General features: G+C 42.2%; 11 protein-coding genes and 5 tRNA genes. 13 read left to right on the top strand and 3 right to left on the bottom strand.

Features of this window, described 5'->3' with window-relative positions; genetic code table 11:
* Positions 1–59 precede the first annotated feature (59 nt).
* A complete protein-coding gene (locus IMPJCBKJ_RS18920; protein ID WP_166341590.1) occupies positions 60–944 on the top strand; it encodes an EamA family transporter in 885 nt (294 codons plus the stop codon).
* Positions 945–994: 50 nt separating this feature from the next.
* On the opposite strand, the gene folD is transcribed toward IMPJCBKJ_RS18920, so the two are convergent.
* The gene (gene folD / locus IMPJCBKJ_RS18915; protein WP_054553151.1) at positions 995–1,849 is read right to left on the bottom strand and encodes a bifunctional methylenetetrahydrofolate dehydrogenase/methenyltetrahydrofolate cyclohydrolase FolD; all 855 of its coding nucleotides are present in this window, start codon (positions 1,847–1,849) and stop codon (positions 995–997) included.
* Positions 1,850–2,190: 341 nt separating this feature from the next.
* On the opposite strand from folD, the gene IMPJCBKJ_RS18910 reads away from it, so the two are divergent.
* The 12 genes from IMPJCBKJ_RS18910 to IMPJCBKJ_RS18855 all read left to right on the top strand — a co-directional run bounded on the left by IMPJCBKJ_RS18910 (position 2,191) and on the right by IMPJCBKJ_RS18855 (position 12,347).
* Positions 2,191–2,267 (top strand) — tRNA-Pro (locus IMPJCBKJ_RS18910).
* A 50-nt stretch (positions 2,268–2,317) separates the two neighbouring features.
* A tRNA-Arg gene (locus IMPJCBKJ_RS18905) sits at positions 2,318–2,394 on the top strand.
* 23 nt (positions 2,395–2,417) lie between these two features.
* Positions 2,418–2,493, top strand: a tRNA-His gene (locus IMPJCBKJ_RS18900).
* 16 nt (positions 2,494–2,509) lie between these two features.
* A tRNA-Pro gene (locus IMPJCBKJ_RS18895) sits at positions 2,510–2,586 on the top strand.
* Between the two features lie 125 nt (positions 2,587–2,711).
* Positions 2,712–2,788, top strand: a tRNA-Pro gene (locus IMPJCBKJ_RS18890).
* Between the two features lie 410 nt (positions 2,789–3,198).
* Complete coding sequence (gene tig, locus IMPJCBKJ_RS18885; protein ID WP_054553149.1) at positions 3,199–4,503, top strand: trigger factor; 1,305 nt, start codon at positions 3,199–3,201, stop codon at positions 4,501–4,503.
* Between the two features lie 273 nt (positions 4,504–4,776).
* Positions 4,777–5,394, top strand: a complete 618-nt coding sequence (gene clpP, locus IMPJCBKJ_RS18880; protein ID WP_054553148.1) for an ATP-dependent Clp endopeptidase proteolytic subunit ClpP — start codon at positions 4,777–4,779, stop codon at positions 5,392–5,394.
* Between the two features lie 135 nt (positions 5,395–5,529).
* Complete coding sequence (gene clpX, locus IMPJCBKJ_RS18875; protein ID WP_054562074.1) at positions 5,530–6,813, top strand: ATP-dependent protease ATP-binding subunit ClpX; 1,284 nt, start codon at positions 5,530–5,532, stop codon at positions 6,811–6,813.
* Positions 6,814–6,956: 143 nt separating this feature from the next.
* Positions 6,957–9,317 (top strand): endopeptidase La, encoded by a 2,361-nt coding sequence (gene lon / locus IMPJCBKJ_RS18870; RefSeq protein WP_062566865.1) that lies wholly within the window; start codon positions 6,957–6,959, stop codon positions 9,315–9,317.
* A 197-nt stretch (positions 9,318–9,514) separates the two neighbouring features.
* Positions 9,515–9,805, top strand: a complete 291-nt coding sequence (locus IMPJCBKJ_RS18865; RefSeq protein WP_175580427.1) for an HU family DNA-binding protein — start codon at positions 9,515–9,517, stop codon at positions 9,803–9,805.
* Between the two features lie 158 nt (positions 9,806–9,963).
* Positions 9,964–11,865, top strand: coding sequence for a peptidylprolyl isomerase (gene ppiD, locus IMPJCBKJ_RS18860; RefSeq protein ID WP_166341588.1), 1,902 nt, complete (start codon positions 9,964–9,966; stop codon positions 11,863–11,865).
* A gap of 83 nt (positions 11,866–11,948) precedes the next feature.
* Positions 11,949–12,347, top strand: coding sequence for a GNAT family N-acetyltransferase (locus IMPJCBKJ_RS18855; protein WP_054553144.1), 399 nt, complete (start codon positions 11,949–11,951; stop codon positions 12,345–12,347).
* A 101-nt stretch (positions 12,348–12,448) separates the two neighbouring features.
* Here the strand turns inward: IMPJCBKJ_RS18855 and IMPJCBKJ_RS18850 are convergent, their stop codons facing one another.
* Together IMPJCBKJ_RS18850 and IMPJCBKJ_RS18845 are read right to left on the bottom strand one after the other, a co-directional pair.
* Positions 12,449–13,210, bottom strand: coding sequence for an ATP-binding cassette domain-containing protein (locus IMPJCBKJ_RS18850; RefSeq protein WP_054553143.1), 762 nt, complete (start codon positions 13,208–13,210; stop codon positions 12,449–12,451).
* Positions 13,210–14,202, bottom strand: coding sequence for an oligopeptide/dipeptide ABC transporter ATP-binding protein (locus IMPJCBKJ_RS18845; RefSeq protein WP_054553142.1), 993 nt, complete (start codon positions 14,200–14,202; stop codon positions 13,210–13,212). Before IMPJCBKJ_RS18845 ends, IMPJCBKJ_RS18850 begins: the two co-directional genes overlap by 1 nt.

The following is a 14,202-nucleotide window of genomic DNA, read 5'->3' as shown; positions in this document are numbered from 1 at the left end:
GACCTCAACTTTACTTGAGGTTTTACCTTGTCATCTCTTCGTATTAACAAGGACAGACATTGAATATTTTATTTGCCATGATCCCCGCCTTTTTATGGGGCACCACCTATGCCGTGACCAAATATGCCACACCTGATTGGCCGCCACTTTTATTAGGCGCATTGCGTGCACTACCTGCAGGGTTGTTACTTTTATTACTTAAACCTAGTTTGCCAACCCGTTCGCAGTGGCCAAGTTTGTTAACGCTAGGTGCTGTGAATATCGCGTTGTTTTTTGCCTTTATTTTTATCATGGCAGTAAACCTTCCTGCTGCCATTGCAGGGGTAGGGATGGTGTCTGTGCCGGTTGTAGCTTTGTTATATGTTTGGCTTACTAAAGGGCAGCGACCTGCAAAAATTCAAGCATTCTGCGCTATGGCGCTGGTGGTATTGGCTTGGCTGTTGTTTGATCCAGCACACGTGGCATTAAATGTATTGGGAGTGGCCGCTTTATTTGGGGCATTACTGACTATTGTGATTGGTAGCACCTTAGTACAGAGTTTGTCGGTGCATATTCATTGGTGGGTTGTGCTTACCTGGCAGTTAATCATTGGCGGCACTATTTTATTATTGGCTGCGTTTATTGATGGCAGTTTACTTCATCCAGAGCAATACCAAGTGATATTTGAGCCTATCTCAGCGCTGCAATATTCGGCATTATTTTGGTTAATCGTGCCCAATACTGCCATCGCTTATATTCTGTATGTTTGGTTATTAGGACGCATGACTGTAGCTGAGTTTTCATTCGGAACGATAGCTAACCCAATTGCGGGAATCGTATGCGCTGTTTTACTCATAAACGAACAATATCAAGACTGGCAATACCTATTAATGTTTTTGATGATTGTGTTTTCAGTGCTCCCCCAGATGTTAAAGCTCAGGCTGTTCAAACTACAAAAAACTTAAAATCAAAAAAGGCTGCCAATTGGCAGCCTTTTGCAATAATTTAGCTCTTCTTAGCTGTGGTACTTTTCACACGCTTCAAGGGTGTTTTCGATTAAGCTTGCCACAGTCATTGGACCAACACCACCTGGTACTGGTGTAATGAAATGTGCTTTTTGTTCAGCGATATCGTATTCAACATCACCAACAAGCTTGCCAGATTCAAGGCGGTTAATACCTACATCGATTACAATAGCACCTTCTTTAACCCAATCACCCGGAATAAACTCAGGTTTACCCACCGCTACAACTAACAAATCAGCGCGGCGAACATGCGTTTCTAAATCTTGAGTAAACTTATGACAAACCGTTGTTGTACAGCCTGCAAGTAAAAGCTCAAGTGACATAGGACGACCAACAATGTTTGATGCACCAACAACAACTGCGTGCATACCTTTGTAGCGAACACCGGTAGAGTCGAGTAGGGTGATAATCCCCTTCGGCGTACAAGGACGAAGTGCCGGCATACGCTGAGCTAAACGACCAATGTTATAAGGGTGGAAACCATCAACATCTTTATGTGGTGTGATGCGTTCAAGAATTTTTTCAGCATCAAGACCTTGTGGTAAAGGTAACTGTACTAAGATACCGTCTACTTCTTTGTCTTCGTTTAGTTGATCTATTAATGCAAGTAAGTCTTGCTCAGTTGTGTCGCCAGGTAAATCGTAAGACTTAGATACAAAGCCGACTTCTTCACATGCTTTACGTTTAGAACCAACATACACTTGGCTAGCTGGATCTTGACCAACTAACACAACTGCTAGTCCTGGAGCGCGTAATCCATTCGCTACACGCTCTGCAACTCGCTCTGCTACATTGCTGCGTACTTGTTTAGCTATTGCCTTACCATCGATGATGTTTGCCGTCATGGGTGACCTTTAATTGGGGTTAGTTAACTTGATACTGATACATCTAAATATGATTATCCAATAAAGGGGGCGTGGATACACAAATCATGTTTGTTTGATCATATTTATTTATGCTGCGTATTTTCGCAGAAAAGCATCATAGCGCCAAGATGCAATCTTATATAAAGCGCTACTTTATAAAAAAGAGTTCAAATTTTAGCTTATATTTGCAATATTTAACCATTATGAACTAAAAGTGACCGATTGAATTATTTTCTTAAAAAAATGTTTGACCTGACTCGGTCAAATCACTATTATGCACCCCGTTGTTAACGAGGTCACTCGCAAACAACAGTAAGCATCGGCGATTAGCGCAGTTTGGTAGCGCACTTGGTTTGGGTCCAAGGGGTCGCAGGTTCAAATCCTGCATCGCCGACCACTTCTTCTTTAAGAAGCGGCGCTTACAGGCAAACTTATGAAGTTTTCGATGCGCCCGTAGCTCAGCTGGATAGAGCAACGCCCTTCTAAGGCGTTGGTCGAAGGTTCGAATCCTTCCGGGTGCGCCATTTGAAAATATGTAAATGCCGTGGTGATTGTAGCTCAGTTGGTAGAGCCCCGGATTGTGATTCCGGTTGTCGTGGGTTCGAGCCCCATCAGTCACCCCAATTTACTCTAAGATATCGGCGATTAGCGCAGTTTGGTAGCGCACTTGGTTTGGGTCCAAGGGGTCGCAGGTTCAAATCCTGCATCGCCGACCACTTTTAGAAAGTTCAAGGTCAAAAAACGATTGGTTTGGGTATATCCAATTCAGTCGAAGGTGCAAATTTTGCATCGCCGACCACTTTTAATAAGCGGTATTTATTTTCAAAACTTCTCTCAGTATCGGCGATTAGCGCAGTTTGGTAGCGCACTTGGTTTGGGTCCAAGGGGTCGCAGGTTCAAATCCTGCATCGCCGACCACTTTTAAAGAATTATGGTCAAAGAACGATTGGTTTGGGTATATCCAATTCAGTCTCAGGTTCAAATCCTGCATCGCCGACCACTTCTAAATTTCTAAATACATCCTTTAATTCAGCTTAATTCTCCTTTGTTATTTTGTTGCGTTCGTTTTTTACGCATTTAAACGCTGATTGCTGCTATATACGCCAAATAATTGCCCCCCAGACTCGACTATCATAAATATTAGGTTATAATGCCGCGTCTATTGTTTAACATAGTGCCCATAGGGGCAAAGCAGCAATGGTATCTCATGGTTACAATGCGCCGTTTTAAGTTGAAATTTTCAGCGTTAAAACTTGCTATCACTCATGGAGATCACCTTGTTTGTAAGGAAGGCGAACAGTCGCCAAAATTGAAGATTGAGGTAAATCATGCAAGTTTCTGTTGAGACGACTCAAGGCCTTGAGCGCCGTCTGACCATCACCGTTCCTGCAGAGAACGTTGAGACTGAAGTAAAAAAACGCTTACAACAACTGTCTAAAACCCAGCGTATCGATGGTTTCCGTCCTGGTAAAGTACCAGCGTCTATCATCAACAAGCGTTACGGTGCTGCAGTACGTCAAGAAGTTGCTGGCGAATTAATGCAACGCAACTACATCGAAGCAATCGTTTCTGAAAAAATTAACCCAGCTGGTTCACCTACTTTCGCTCCTAAAGCGTTAGAAGCTGGTAAAGATTTAGAATTCGATGCAACTTTCGAAGTTTACCCAGAAGTTGAAATCCAAGGTTTAGATAAAATCGCTGTTGAAAAGCCAGCTGTATCTGTAACTGACGAAGACCTAGCTAACATGCTAGAAACTCTACGTAAGCAACACGCTTCTTGGGCTGAAGTTGACGCAGCTGCTGGCGAGAACGATCGTGTAACTATCGACTTCGTTGGTTCTATCGAAGGCGAAGAGTTCGAAGGCGGTAAAGCTGAAGACTTCCCACTAGAACTTGGTCAAGGTCGTATGATCCCAGGTTTCGAAGACAACATCGTTGGCAAAAAAGCGGGCGAAGAAGTTGTTGCTGAAGTAACTTTCCCTGAAGAGTACCACGCTGAAAACCTTAAAGGTAAAGCAGCTACTTTCGCAATCACTGTTAAGAAAGTTGAAACTCAAGAGCTTCCTGAGCTTAACGACGAGTTCGCAACTAAATTCGGTGTAGCTGAAGGCGGTGTTGACGCTCTTAAAGAAGAAGTTAAAAAGAACATGACACGTGAGCTTGACCAAGCAGTTAAAGCTAACGTTAAAGATCAAGCTATCAAAGGTCTTTTAGCTAACAACGAAATCGAAGTGCCAAAAGCGCTAGTAGATCAAGAAATTGATGCACTACGTCAGCAAGCTGCACAACGTTTCGGTGGCGACGCTAAAAACATGCCTGAGCTTCCAGCTGAATTATTCCACGAGCAAGCTGTAACTCGCGTTAAGACTGGCCTATTACTAGGTGAAGTAATTAAAGCGAACGAGCTTAAAGTTGACGACGCTAAAGTTGAAGAGTTAATCGCAACTGTAGCTTCTGCATACGAAGATCCAACTGAAGTAGTAGAGTACTACAAAGCAAACGATCAGCTTATGCAGCAAATGCGCAACGTAGCGATGGAAGAGCAAGCAGTTGAAGCTATCCTAGCTAAAGCAAACGTGACTGACGTTGAAAAAGCATTCGACGACATCATGAATCCACAGCAAGGTGCTTAATAAGTCATTGACTTAAGCTCTCGCTAGCGATTAAATGGCTCGTGTTACCCTGTATTTATACAGCGTACTCGGGCCATTTTAGTTTGTGGTATCAGTTTCAAAAAAACCAACAATACTGATGTTATTTCAGAACTTTTTTCGACGAGGATTGAATTTGTTCTGATAAGTTCCTATATAGTTATAAAGATTGAATAGACAGCTTAATTTACATTAGTATAAATGTGCTTTCCTTATAGTAAGGATGAGTCGCAGCGGATAAGGAATTAAATAAGAATGAATAGCGGTATGATAGACCCTCTAAACGCACTAGTCCCTATGGTTGTCGAACAAACAGCTAAAGGTGAGCGCTCATATGATATTTACTCACGTCTTTTAAAAGAGCGCATTATTTTCTTAACTGGCCAAGTAGAAGATAACATGGCTAATTTGATTCTTGCGCAAATGCTGTTTTTAGAATCAGAAAACCCAGAAAAAGATATTTATCTTTATATCAATTCGCCAGGCGGTTCTGTGACTGCGGGTATGGCAATTTACGATACAATGAATTTTATCAAACCTGATGTAAGCACAATTTGTGTTGGCCAAGCGGCAAGCATGGGTGCATTTTTGCTATCAGGTGGTGCTAAAGGTAAGCGTTTTTGTTTACCTAACTCACGTGTAATGATCCACCAACCATTAGGTGGTTTCCAAGGTCAGGCATCTGACTTTGAAATTCATGCCCGTGAAATCTTATCAATTAAAGATAAGCTAAACCGTTTAATGGCTGAACATACTGGCCAGCCACTCGATGTGGTTTCTCGTGATACCGATCGCGACAACTTCATGAGCGCAAGCGAAGCGGTTGAATACGGCCTAGTTGATTCAGTATTTTCAAGCCGCGAATCGAAGTAATCTGAATAGCTAATAATAACGTATTGTTAGCTATCACCCTTTACTATGCGAAAACTAATATTCTTTGATATAGTTAAACATAGTGAATTAGCAGTGGCCTAGTGCTACTGCCAACGTAATAAATGAGGTAGCTGAATGTCTGACACTCCTACAGACGGCGACAAAAGTAATAAATTGTTATACTGCTCTTTCTGCGGCAAAAGCCAGCACGAAGTTCGCAAACTAATTGCTGGCCCTTCAGTATATATTTGTGATGAATGTGTTGAGCTGTGTAACGATATTATCAGGGAAGAAATCAAAGACATTGCGCCGAAGCATAATGCGTCTGATAAACTGCCTGTGCCGAAAGAAATTCGTGATCACTTAGATGATTACGTGATTGGCCAAGACCACGCGAAAAAAGTGCTGTCGGTTGCGGTATACAATCACTATAAACGTTTACGCAATCAAACAATCAATGCAGATATTGAGCTTGGTAAGAGTAATATTCTATTAATCGGTCCTACAGGTAGTGGTAAAACATTACTTGCTGAAACAATGGCTCGTTTACTTGATGTACCATTCACGATGGCCGATGCAACGACGCTAACTGAAGCAGGTTATGTAGGTGAAGACGTTGAAAACATCATTCAAAAGCTGCTGCAAAAATGTGATTACGACGTAGAAAAAGCACAACGTGGTATTGTTTACATCGATGAAATCGACAAGATTTCTCGTAAGTCTGACAATCCATCGATCACCCGTGACGTATCGGGCGAAGGTGTACAACAAGCCTTACTTAAGCTAATTGAAGGGACGGTTGCATCTGTGCCACCACAAGGCGGCCGTAAGCATCCACAGCAAGAATTCTTGCAAGTTGATACATCTAAGATCCTATTTATCTGTGGCGGTGCGTTTGCTGGCCTAGATAAAGTGATTGAACAACGCAGCCATAAAAATACCGGTATTGGTTTTGGTGCTGAAGTTAAGCAATCATCAGGTAGCCGTAGCTTAAGTGAAACATTTAAAGATGTTGAACCAGAAGATTTAGTGAAATACGGTTTAATCCCTGAGTTCATCGGTCGTCTTCCGGTTGTTGCGACACTTACAGAGCTAGATGAAGCAGCGCTTATTCAAATTCTTAGCGAACCAAAAAATGCATTAACTAAACAGTTCTCTGCATTGTTTGCGATGGAAGATGTTGAGCTTGAGTTCCGCGAAGATGCACTTAGCGCAATTGCTCATAAAGCAATGGAGCGTAAGACTGGTGCTCGTGGCTTACGTTCAATCGTTGAAGGCGTATTACTTGATACTATGTATGAATTACCTTCGATGGATGATGTTAGCAAAGTGGTTATTGATGAAACCGTTATTAAAGGTGAGTCAGACCCAATTTTGATTTACCAAAGCGGTAACCAAGACAAAGCTGCATCAGAATAAAGCTGTAATAGTTTAAAAGTTAAGCAGTTGAACACGAAAAAGGAGCCAAAGGCTCCTTTTTTTATAAATATGTTGAACTTTCCCTTACATATCCCCATATACTTGAGTAATCTTTAAAATAAATGAAGTGCGAAGAGAATATAATGACGCTTGAGAGAACAGATCGAGTCGAAATCCCCGTGTTGGCACTGCGCGATGTAGTGGTTTATCCACACATGGTGATCCCGCTATTTGTTGGTCGTGAAAAATCAATAAAATGCCTAGAAGCGGCGATGGACAAGGACAAACAAATTTTCCTAGTGGCGCAAAAAGACGCCTCTGTTGATGATCCGCAGCAAGATGATATCTACCGTGTTGGCACCATTGCCACAGTACTTCAGTTATTAAAGTTACCTGATGGCACTGTTAAAGTGCTTGTTGAAGGCACACAACGTGCGAGCGTTGAAACGTTTTTAGATAACGATGATTTCTTTGTGGCTGAAGCACAGTTCATCGAATCAGGCCATATCGACGAGCAAGAACAAGATATCTTTATTCGCAGCGCAATTAGCCAATTTGAAGGCTATGTAAAGCTTAATAAGAAGATCCCACCTGAAGTACTTACTTCTGTGTCTGGCATCGATGAAGCTGCACGCCTTGCTGATACCATGGCAGCACACATGCCGCTTAAGGTACCTGAAAAGCAAAAAGTACTTGAGATTGCCGATGTGACTGAGCGTCTTGAATACTTAATGGCACTAATGGAAGGCGAGATTGACTTACTGCAAGTTGAGAAAAAAATCCGTACCCGCGTGAAAAAGCAGATGGAAAAGTCGCAGCGTGAGTATTACCTCAACGAGCAAATGAAAGCGATTCAAAAAGAGCTTGGCGAACTTGATGATGTACCCGATGAATTCGAAGCAATTAAAAAACGCATCGAAGAATCAGGTATGCCTAAAGAAGCGCAAGAGAAAGCAAACGCTGAGTTATCTAAATTAAAAATGATGTCGCCGATGTCGGCGGAAGCAACCGTCGTGCGCTCGTACATTGATACGTTAATCAATGTACCTTGGAAAAAACGCTCTAAGGTGAAAAAAGACTTAGCTGGCGCACAAAAGATTTTAGATAGTGATCATTACGGCTTAGATAAAGTTAAAGAGCGTATTATTGAGTATCTAGCGGTGCAGCAGCGCACTAATAAGCTTAAAGGCCCAATTTTATGCTTAGTTGGTCCTCCTGGTGTAGGTAAGACTTCACTTGGTCAGTCAATCGCACGTTCTACAGGTCGTAAATATGTGCGTATGGCATTAGGTGGCGTTCGTGATGAAGCGGAAATCCGTGGTCACCGCCGTACTTACATTGGTTCTATGCCTGGTAAGTTAATCCAGAATATGACTAAAGTTGGTGTAAAGAACCCACTATTCTTACTTGATGAAATCGATAAGATGTCATCAGATATGCGTGGCGACCCAGCATCAGCACTACTTGAAGTACTTGATCCTGAGCAAAACAGCCATTTTGCCGATCACTACTTAGAAGTTGATTACGACTTATCAGATGTGATGTTCGTGGCAACATCAAATAGCTTTAATATCCCAGGTCCGTTATTAGACCGTATGGAAGTGATTCGTTTATCGGGTTACACCGAAGATGAGAAGCTAAACATTGCTAAACAACACTTGATTCCAAAACAAGTAAAGCGCAATGGTTTAAAAGAGCATGAAGTTGAAATTGCTGACAGCGCAATTATTGGCATTATCCGCTACTACACACGTGAAGCGGGCGTTCGTAACTTAGAACGTGAAGTGTCAAAACTATGCCGTAAAGCAGTTAAAAACATCCTGCTTGATAAAGACACTAAAAAGGTCCTTATCGACGATAACAACCTTGAAGAGTTCTTAGGCGTACAACGCTTTGATTATGGTAAAGCTGAAGACGGTGACCGTATTGGCCAAGTAACGGGTCTTGCGTGGACCGAAGTAGGTGGTGATCTACTGACTATTGAATCTGCAGCTGTACCAGGTAAAGGCAAGCTAACTTACACAGGTTCGCTTGGTGATGTAATGCAAGAGTCAATTCAGGCAGCGATGACGGTTGTTCGTAATCGTGCTGAAAAACTTCGCATTAATAGCGACTTCTATGAGAAACGTGACATTCATGTTCACGTACCAGAAGGTGCAACACCAAAAGATGGCCCAAGTGCTGGTATTGCCATGGTAACTGGTTTGGTATCGAGCTTGACGGGTAATCCAGTGCGCTCAGATGTAGCAATGACAGGTGAAATCACATTACGTGGTGAAGTATTACCAATTGGTGGCTTAAAAGAAAAGCTACTGGCAGCGCATCGTGGTGGAATTAAAACCGTTATTATTCCAAAAATTAACGAACGTGACTTAAAAGAGATCCCAGACAACGTATTAGAGGGCCTTGAAATTCACCCAGTTACATGGATTGATGACGTTTTAAAACTGGCTTTGAAGCACCCAGTAGAGAGTTTTTCTGTCGAAACTGAAAAAAACCAGTAAAAAACCGCAAAAAAGTGCATTTAGGGGCTTTTCAAATACAAAGGGTATGATAAGTTAAGCACTAGTTTTCAAGCCTAGGCCTTATGTGGCCTAGGGTTGAGAAAAATATAATAAACTGAGCATAAACTTAATTTGCTCATAAATTTTCAAAACAGTGATGTTATTTTTTATAAAAACAATCGCTCTTGATAATAACAATGAAAGAGGATGATATTGTGAATAAATCTCAATTAATCGATCAAATCGCAGCTGACGCTGACATTTCTAAAGCGGCTGCAGGTCGTGCACTAGATTCATTCATCGAGGCTGTTTCAGGTGCTCTTAAAGATGGCGATTCAGTAGCGCTAGTTGGCTTTGGTACTTTCTCTGTACGTGAGCGTGCAGCGCGTTCAGGTCGTAATCCGCAAACTGGTGAGACTATCCAGATTGCAGCAGCAAACATTCCTTCTTTCAAAGCAGGTAAAGCGCTGAAAGACGCAGTAAACTAATCATTAAAGATTAGTTGGTGAGAGATACCTAATCACACTTAAATTGAATTTAGGTAACTTATCACCAGTTACTTCAAGTGAAAAAGCGTATCTGGTAAGATACGCTTTTTTTACATGAGCAGGGTTAATTTGTACCTGATCAGAATAGAGATAGATAAATGCTTGAGAAAATCAGAGAAGGTTCGCAGGGACCTGCAGCCAAAATTATATTAGGCGCGGTGATTTTATCTTTTGCTTTAGCTGGGATCGGTGGTTATTTAGGACAAACCACAGAGCAACCCGTTGCAGAAGTAAATGGAGTTAAAATTAGCCAAACCGAATTCAGCCGTGCATACCAAAACGAACGTAACCGTTTAGAACAACAATTTGGCGAATACTTCGCACAAATCGCTGCTGATCCAAATTACATGGCACAAATTCGCCAAGGCGTAATCGACCGTTTAGTACAACAAGAATTGCAAACTCAACTAGCGGCAGAATTAGGTCTTCGTGTAAGCGACGAAAGTGTTCGTAAAGCAATTTTAGAAATGCCTTACTTCCAAGTAGGCGGCCAGTTTAGCAACGACCGCTACTTACAAGTTATTCGTCAAATGAATTTCCAACCAGATGCTTTCCGTGAATATTTACGTGAAGACATGACACGCAGCCAATTAGTGGGTGCAGTAGCTGGTACTGATTTCATCTTAGAAAATGAATTAAACAAAAGCGTTGCTCTACAACAGCAAACGCGCAGTATTGATTACTTAGTTGTTGCTAAAGAATCATTACAAGCTGGTATCGAAGTAACAGAGCAAGAAATTGCTGATTACTATGAGTTGAATCAACCGCAATTCTTAGCACCAGAGCAAGTGTCTGTAAGCTACATTGACTTAAATGCAGCGAGCTTAACGCTTGATTCAAGTGTTTCAGAAGAAGATATCAAAGCTTACTATGATCAAAACAGTGCCCAATATGTTGAGCCTGAAAAACGTCGTGTATCGCACATCTTAATTGATAACAGCGAAGACGATGATGCAGCAAAAGCGAAAGCTGAAGAGCTACTAACGCAGTTACAAAACGGTGCTGATTTTGCTGAGCTAGCTGAGTCATCTTCTGCTGATGTAGTGAGTGCAGAAATGGGCGGTGATCTAGACTGGATTGAACGTGACATGATGGACCCTGCGTTTGAAGATGCAACTTATGCTCTTGAAAACAAAGGCGACATTTCTGACGTTGTAGAATCAGAGTTTGGTTATCACATCATCAAACTTACTGATATTCAAACACAGCAAGTTAAACCATATGCTGACGTAAAAGATGAGCTTCGTGCTGAACTTGAGCGTACTAAGAAAATTAATGCGTTCTATGAAAAGCAAACTCAAATGGGTGAGCTTGCGTTCGAAATTTCAGATACTTTAATTGATGCAGCAGAAGCAGCAGGCGTTGAAGTGCAGAAAACAGAACTTGTGACTCGCAATGCATTACCTGAGCCGCTAAACAACCCACAAGTTGTTACTGCTATTTTCTCACCTGAAGTGTTAGAAGATCGCATGAACTCAGAAGTAATTGAAGTAGGTGATGAACATGCTGTTGTTGTTCGTGTAAACGATCACAAAGCTGCGACTACGAAAGCACTAGCAGATGTGTCTGAGCAAATTAAGGCGACGTTAGTTTCACAAAAAGCATCGGAGCTTGCTAAAGAAAAAGCACGCACTCTATACGCTGAGATCGAAGCTGGTAAGAGCCTAAACGAAGTTGCACAAGCTGAAGGCCTAACAGTACGCCAAGAAGCTGCACTTGCTCGTCAAGCTTACACAGTGTCACCAGCTATTGTTCAACAAGCTTTCAAAATGGCTCACCCACAAGGTGCACCAGAGGTTGAAGTTGTTGACCTAAACAATGGCGATGCGGCAATTGTTGCGCTAAAAGCAGTTAATCCAGCGACTGAAGTTGAGATTAATGAGCAACAAAAGCAAAACATCACGATGGCTCAAGTGAATAAAAACTACATGGTATTTATTGCAGCACTAAAAGCACAAGCTGAAGTGCAAGTACCAAAAGCGACTCAAGCTGCTGAATAATTAGCAAACTGAGTTAAATAAAAGGCGCCTACTGGCGCCTTTTTTGTTAACGTTAAAGGTAATGCAAGTTATAAGGAGCTTTTATGGAGTACAGTCTAATAGAGCAGCTACCAAGCGCAGAAGAATACTGTGATATGCGCCTTAAAGCTGGCTTATCAGCACGTTCATTAGCGGCTGCAAAGGCGGGGTTACCAAACTCTCTTTATGCTATTTGTATTCGTAAAAACGATGAGTTGATTGGCATGGGCCGCGTTATTGGTGATGGCGGCTGTAATTTTGAAGTGGTTGATATTGCTGTATCACCTGAATATCAAGGGCAAGGGTTAGGGCGTGTCATTATGGAACATGTTGACCGCTACATCGAATCTGCCGCTTATGAAGGTAGTTACGTCACTATGGTCGCTGACAAACCTGGCTTTTACGAAAAGCTTGGCTACAAGTTTGTCGCACCACAAAGCCAAGGGATGTATAAAAAGTTTTGATATGAGTAAAGCTGCAAGGGGAGTGATCGAATCACTCAGTAGGAGGCGTTTTAACGCCGAATCAAACTGACAGCTTACGGCTGATAGCTGACAGCTCACTATCAGCAGTTCAACAACTTCTGCGTTACCACCGATTGGGGGTCTTGGAAAATCGCTTCGGTTTGGCCGTATTCAACAATCTCACCGTGATCAAGTACCACAAGTTGGTCGCTAATATGACGCACCAAACTTAGGTGATGCGTAATAAGTACATAGCTAAGGCCTGTGTCTTTTTGTAGACGTAGCAATAAGTTTACCGTTTGTGCGCGTACAGACGGGTCAAGGGACGATAACGCTTCATCGAGCACGACAACCTTAGGGTCTAAAATTAAAGCCCGTGCAAGCGCTATACGTTGTAATTGACCACTACTAAACATATGCGGGTAATAGTGCTGGTGATCTAAAAGCAAGCCCACTTTTGCGAGGGTTTGCTTTATTTTATCTTCACGCTCTTCTTTGTTTAAATCAGTGTTGTACTGTAAACAGTCATTGAGCATATCGCCAATGGTTAAACCTGGATTCAAAGACGCTTCAGAGTCTTGGAAAATCAACCTAATATGGCGACAGTCGTTATCACGCAAGCCATCATTTTCGATGATATTGCCATCAAGTAGAATTTGCCCTTTATCTGCGTTATCAGCCCCAGCAAGCAATTTGGCGAGAGTACTTTTACCTGAGCCAGTTTCGCCAATAATGGCGATCGTCTCGCCTTGCCCTAAGCAAAACGAAATATCTTTTAATACAGTAAAGCTTCTACGTGAAAATAAACCGGCACGTAAATTAAAACTCTTTGATAATGCTTGAACTTTGAGTAGGGGCTGCATTATTTCATCGCCTTAATTAATGGGAAATGACAGGCGTAACTCTGGCTATGATGCTTGGTCAATTTCGGGGTAACGACACACTCTTTTTGTGCTTGTGGGCAACGTGGGCCTAAGCGGCAGCCAATAGGTAAATGTTGTAAAGTTGGAATGGTGCCTTTTAAAGCATAAAACGGCTCTTTGTGAGCAAGCCCTTGCTCATAATCAGGCAAACTTTTTAACAGTGCTTGGGTATAAGGATGTCGCGGCTGGCTAAAAATTTTGTTAGTCGGCCCAGCTTCAACCATCTGACCGCAGTATAAAACATGCATGCCATGAGACCACTCTACAATTTCCTCAAGCTCGTGAGAGATCATCAAAATCGACATGTTCTTTAGCTGGTTTAAGCTTTTTAGCAGTCTAAATACCTGCGCACGCGTGGTGCTCTCAAGAGCGGTAGTTGGCTCATCGGCAATCAATAGTTTTGGGGTACGCGCAATGGCCATGGCAATCATCACTTTTTGACAAATACCTTCAGAGAGCTCATGAGGGTAGCTGTCGAGCACCTTCTTATGGTCTTTAATACCAACCTTGTGGATTAACGCTTTTACTCTGTCTTTTCGTTGTCTGTTTCGTTTTAAGAAAAAACCACTGGTTGCTTGTTCAGGTAAGGTCTCGGCAATTTGGTCGAATATCTTGGCAGTTGGATCTAGGCAGCGGCTTGGATCTTGGTAGATCATAGCAATGTCTTGACCTACGAGTTTACGGCGTTGCTCGTTAGATAAGCGCATTAAATCCACGCCACGCCAATGCATGCGGTCTGCAGTGATATGCCAACGTTTGTTTAAAACTCCAACAATGGCTTTTGCAATTAAGCTTTTACCTGAGCCAGACTCACCAACCAAAGCATGTACTTCGCCTTCTTTTAAGGTCATGCTGACTCTATCCACCGCACGAATCACGGTATCTGAAGTGCGTAACTCTATAGTGAGGTTACGAATATCGAGTAATTGCAT

The sequence above is a fragment of the Pseudoalteromonas sp. MB47 genome (assembly GCF_011319765.1).
Taxonomy (GTDB): Bacteria; Pseudomonadota; Gammaproteobacteria; order Enterobacterales; family Alteromonadaceae; genus Pseudoalteromonas; species Pseudoalteromonas simplex.
The sequence above is the reverse complement of the archived record's forward strand: the minus strand, read 5'-3'. Positions and strand labels throughout refer to the sequence as shown.

Bases quoted from the DNA above. Each gene is read 5' to 3' on its own strand.
- IMPJCBKJ_RS18865 (WP_175580427.1), top strand. From the start codon at position 9,515: ATGAAAGAGGATGATATTGTGAATAAATCTCAATTAATCGATCAAATC.
- IMPJCBKJ_RS18850 (WP_054553143.1), bottom strand. From the start codon at position 13,210: ATGCAGCCCCTACTCAAAGTTCAAGCATTATCAAAGAGTTTTAATTTA.
- ppiD (WP_166341588.1), top strand. From the start codon at position 9,964: ATGCTTGAGAAAATCAGAGAAGGTTCGCAGGGACCTGCAGCCAAAATT.
- IMPJCBKJ_RS18845 (WP_054553142.1), bottom strand. From the start codon at position 14,202: ATGCAATTACTCGATATTCGTAACCTCACTATAGAGTTACGCACTTCA.
- tig (WP_054553149.1), top strand. From the start codon at position 3,199: ATGCAAGTTTCTGTTGAGACGACTCAAGGCCTTGAGCGCCGTCTGACC.
- clpP (WP_054553148.1), top strand. From the start codon at position 4,777: ATGAATAGCGGTATGATAGACCCTCTAAACGCACTAGTCCCTATGGTT.
- IMPJCBKJ_RS18855 (WP_054553144.1), top strand. From the start codon at position 11,949: ATGGAGTACAGTCTAATAGAGCAGCTACCAAGCGCAGAAGAATACTGT.
- clpX (WP_054562074.1), top strand. From the start codon at position 5,530: ATGTCTGACACTCCTACAGACGGCGACAAAAGTAATAAATTGTTATAC.
- folD (WP_054553151.1), bottom strand. From the start codon at position 1,849: ATGACGGCAAACATCATCGATGGTAAGGCAATAGCTAAACAAGTACGC.
- lon (WP_062566865.1), top strand. From the start codon at position 6,957: ATGACGCTTGAGAGAACAGATCGAGTCGAAATCCCCGTGTTGGCACTG.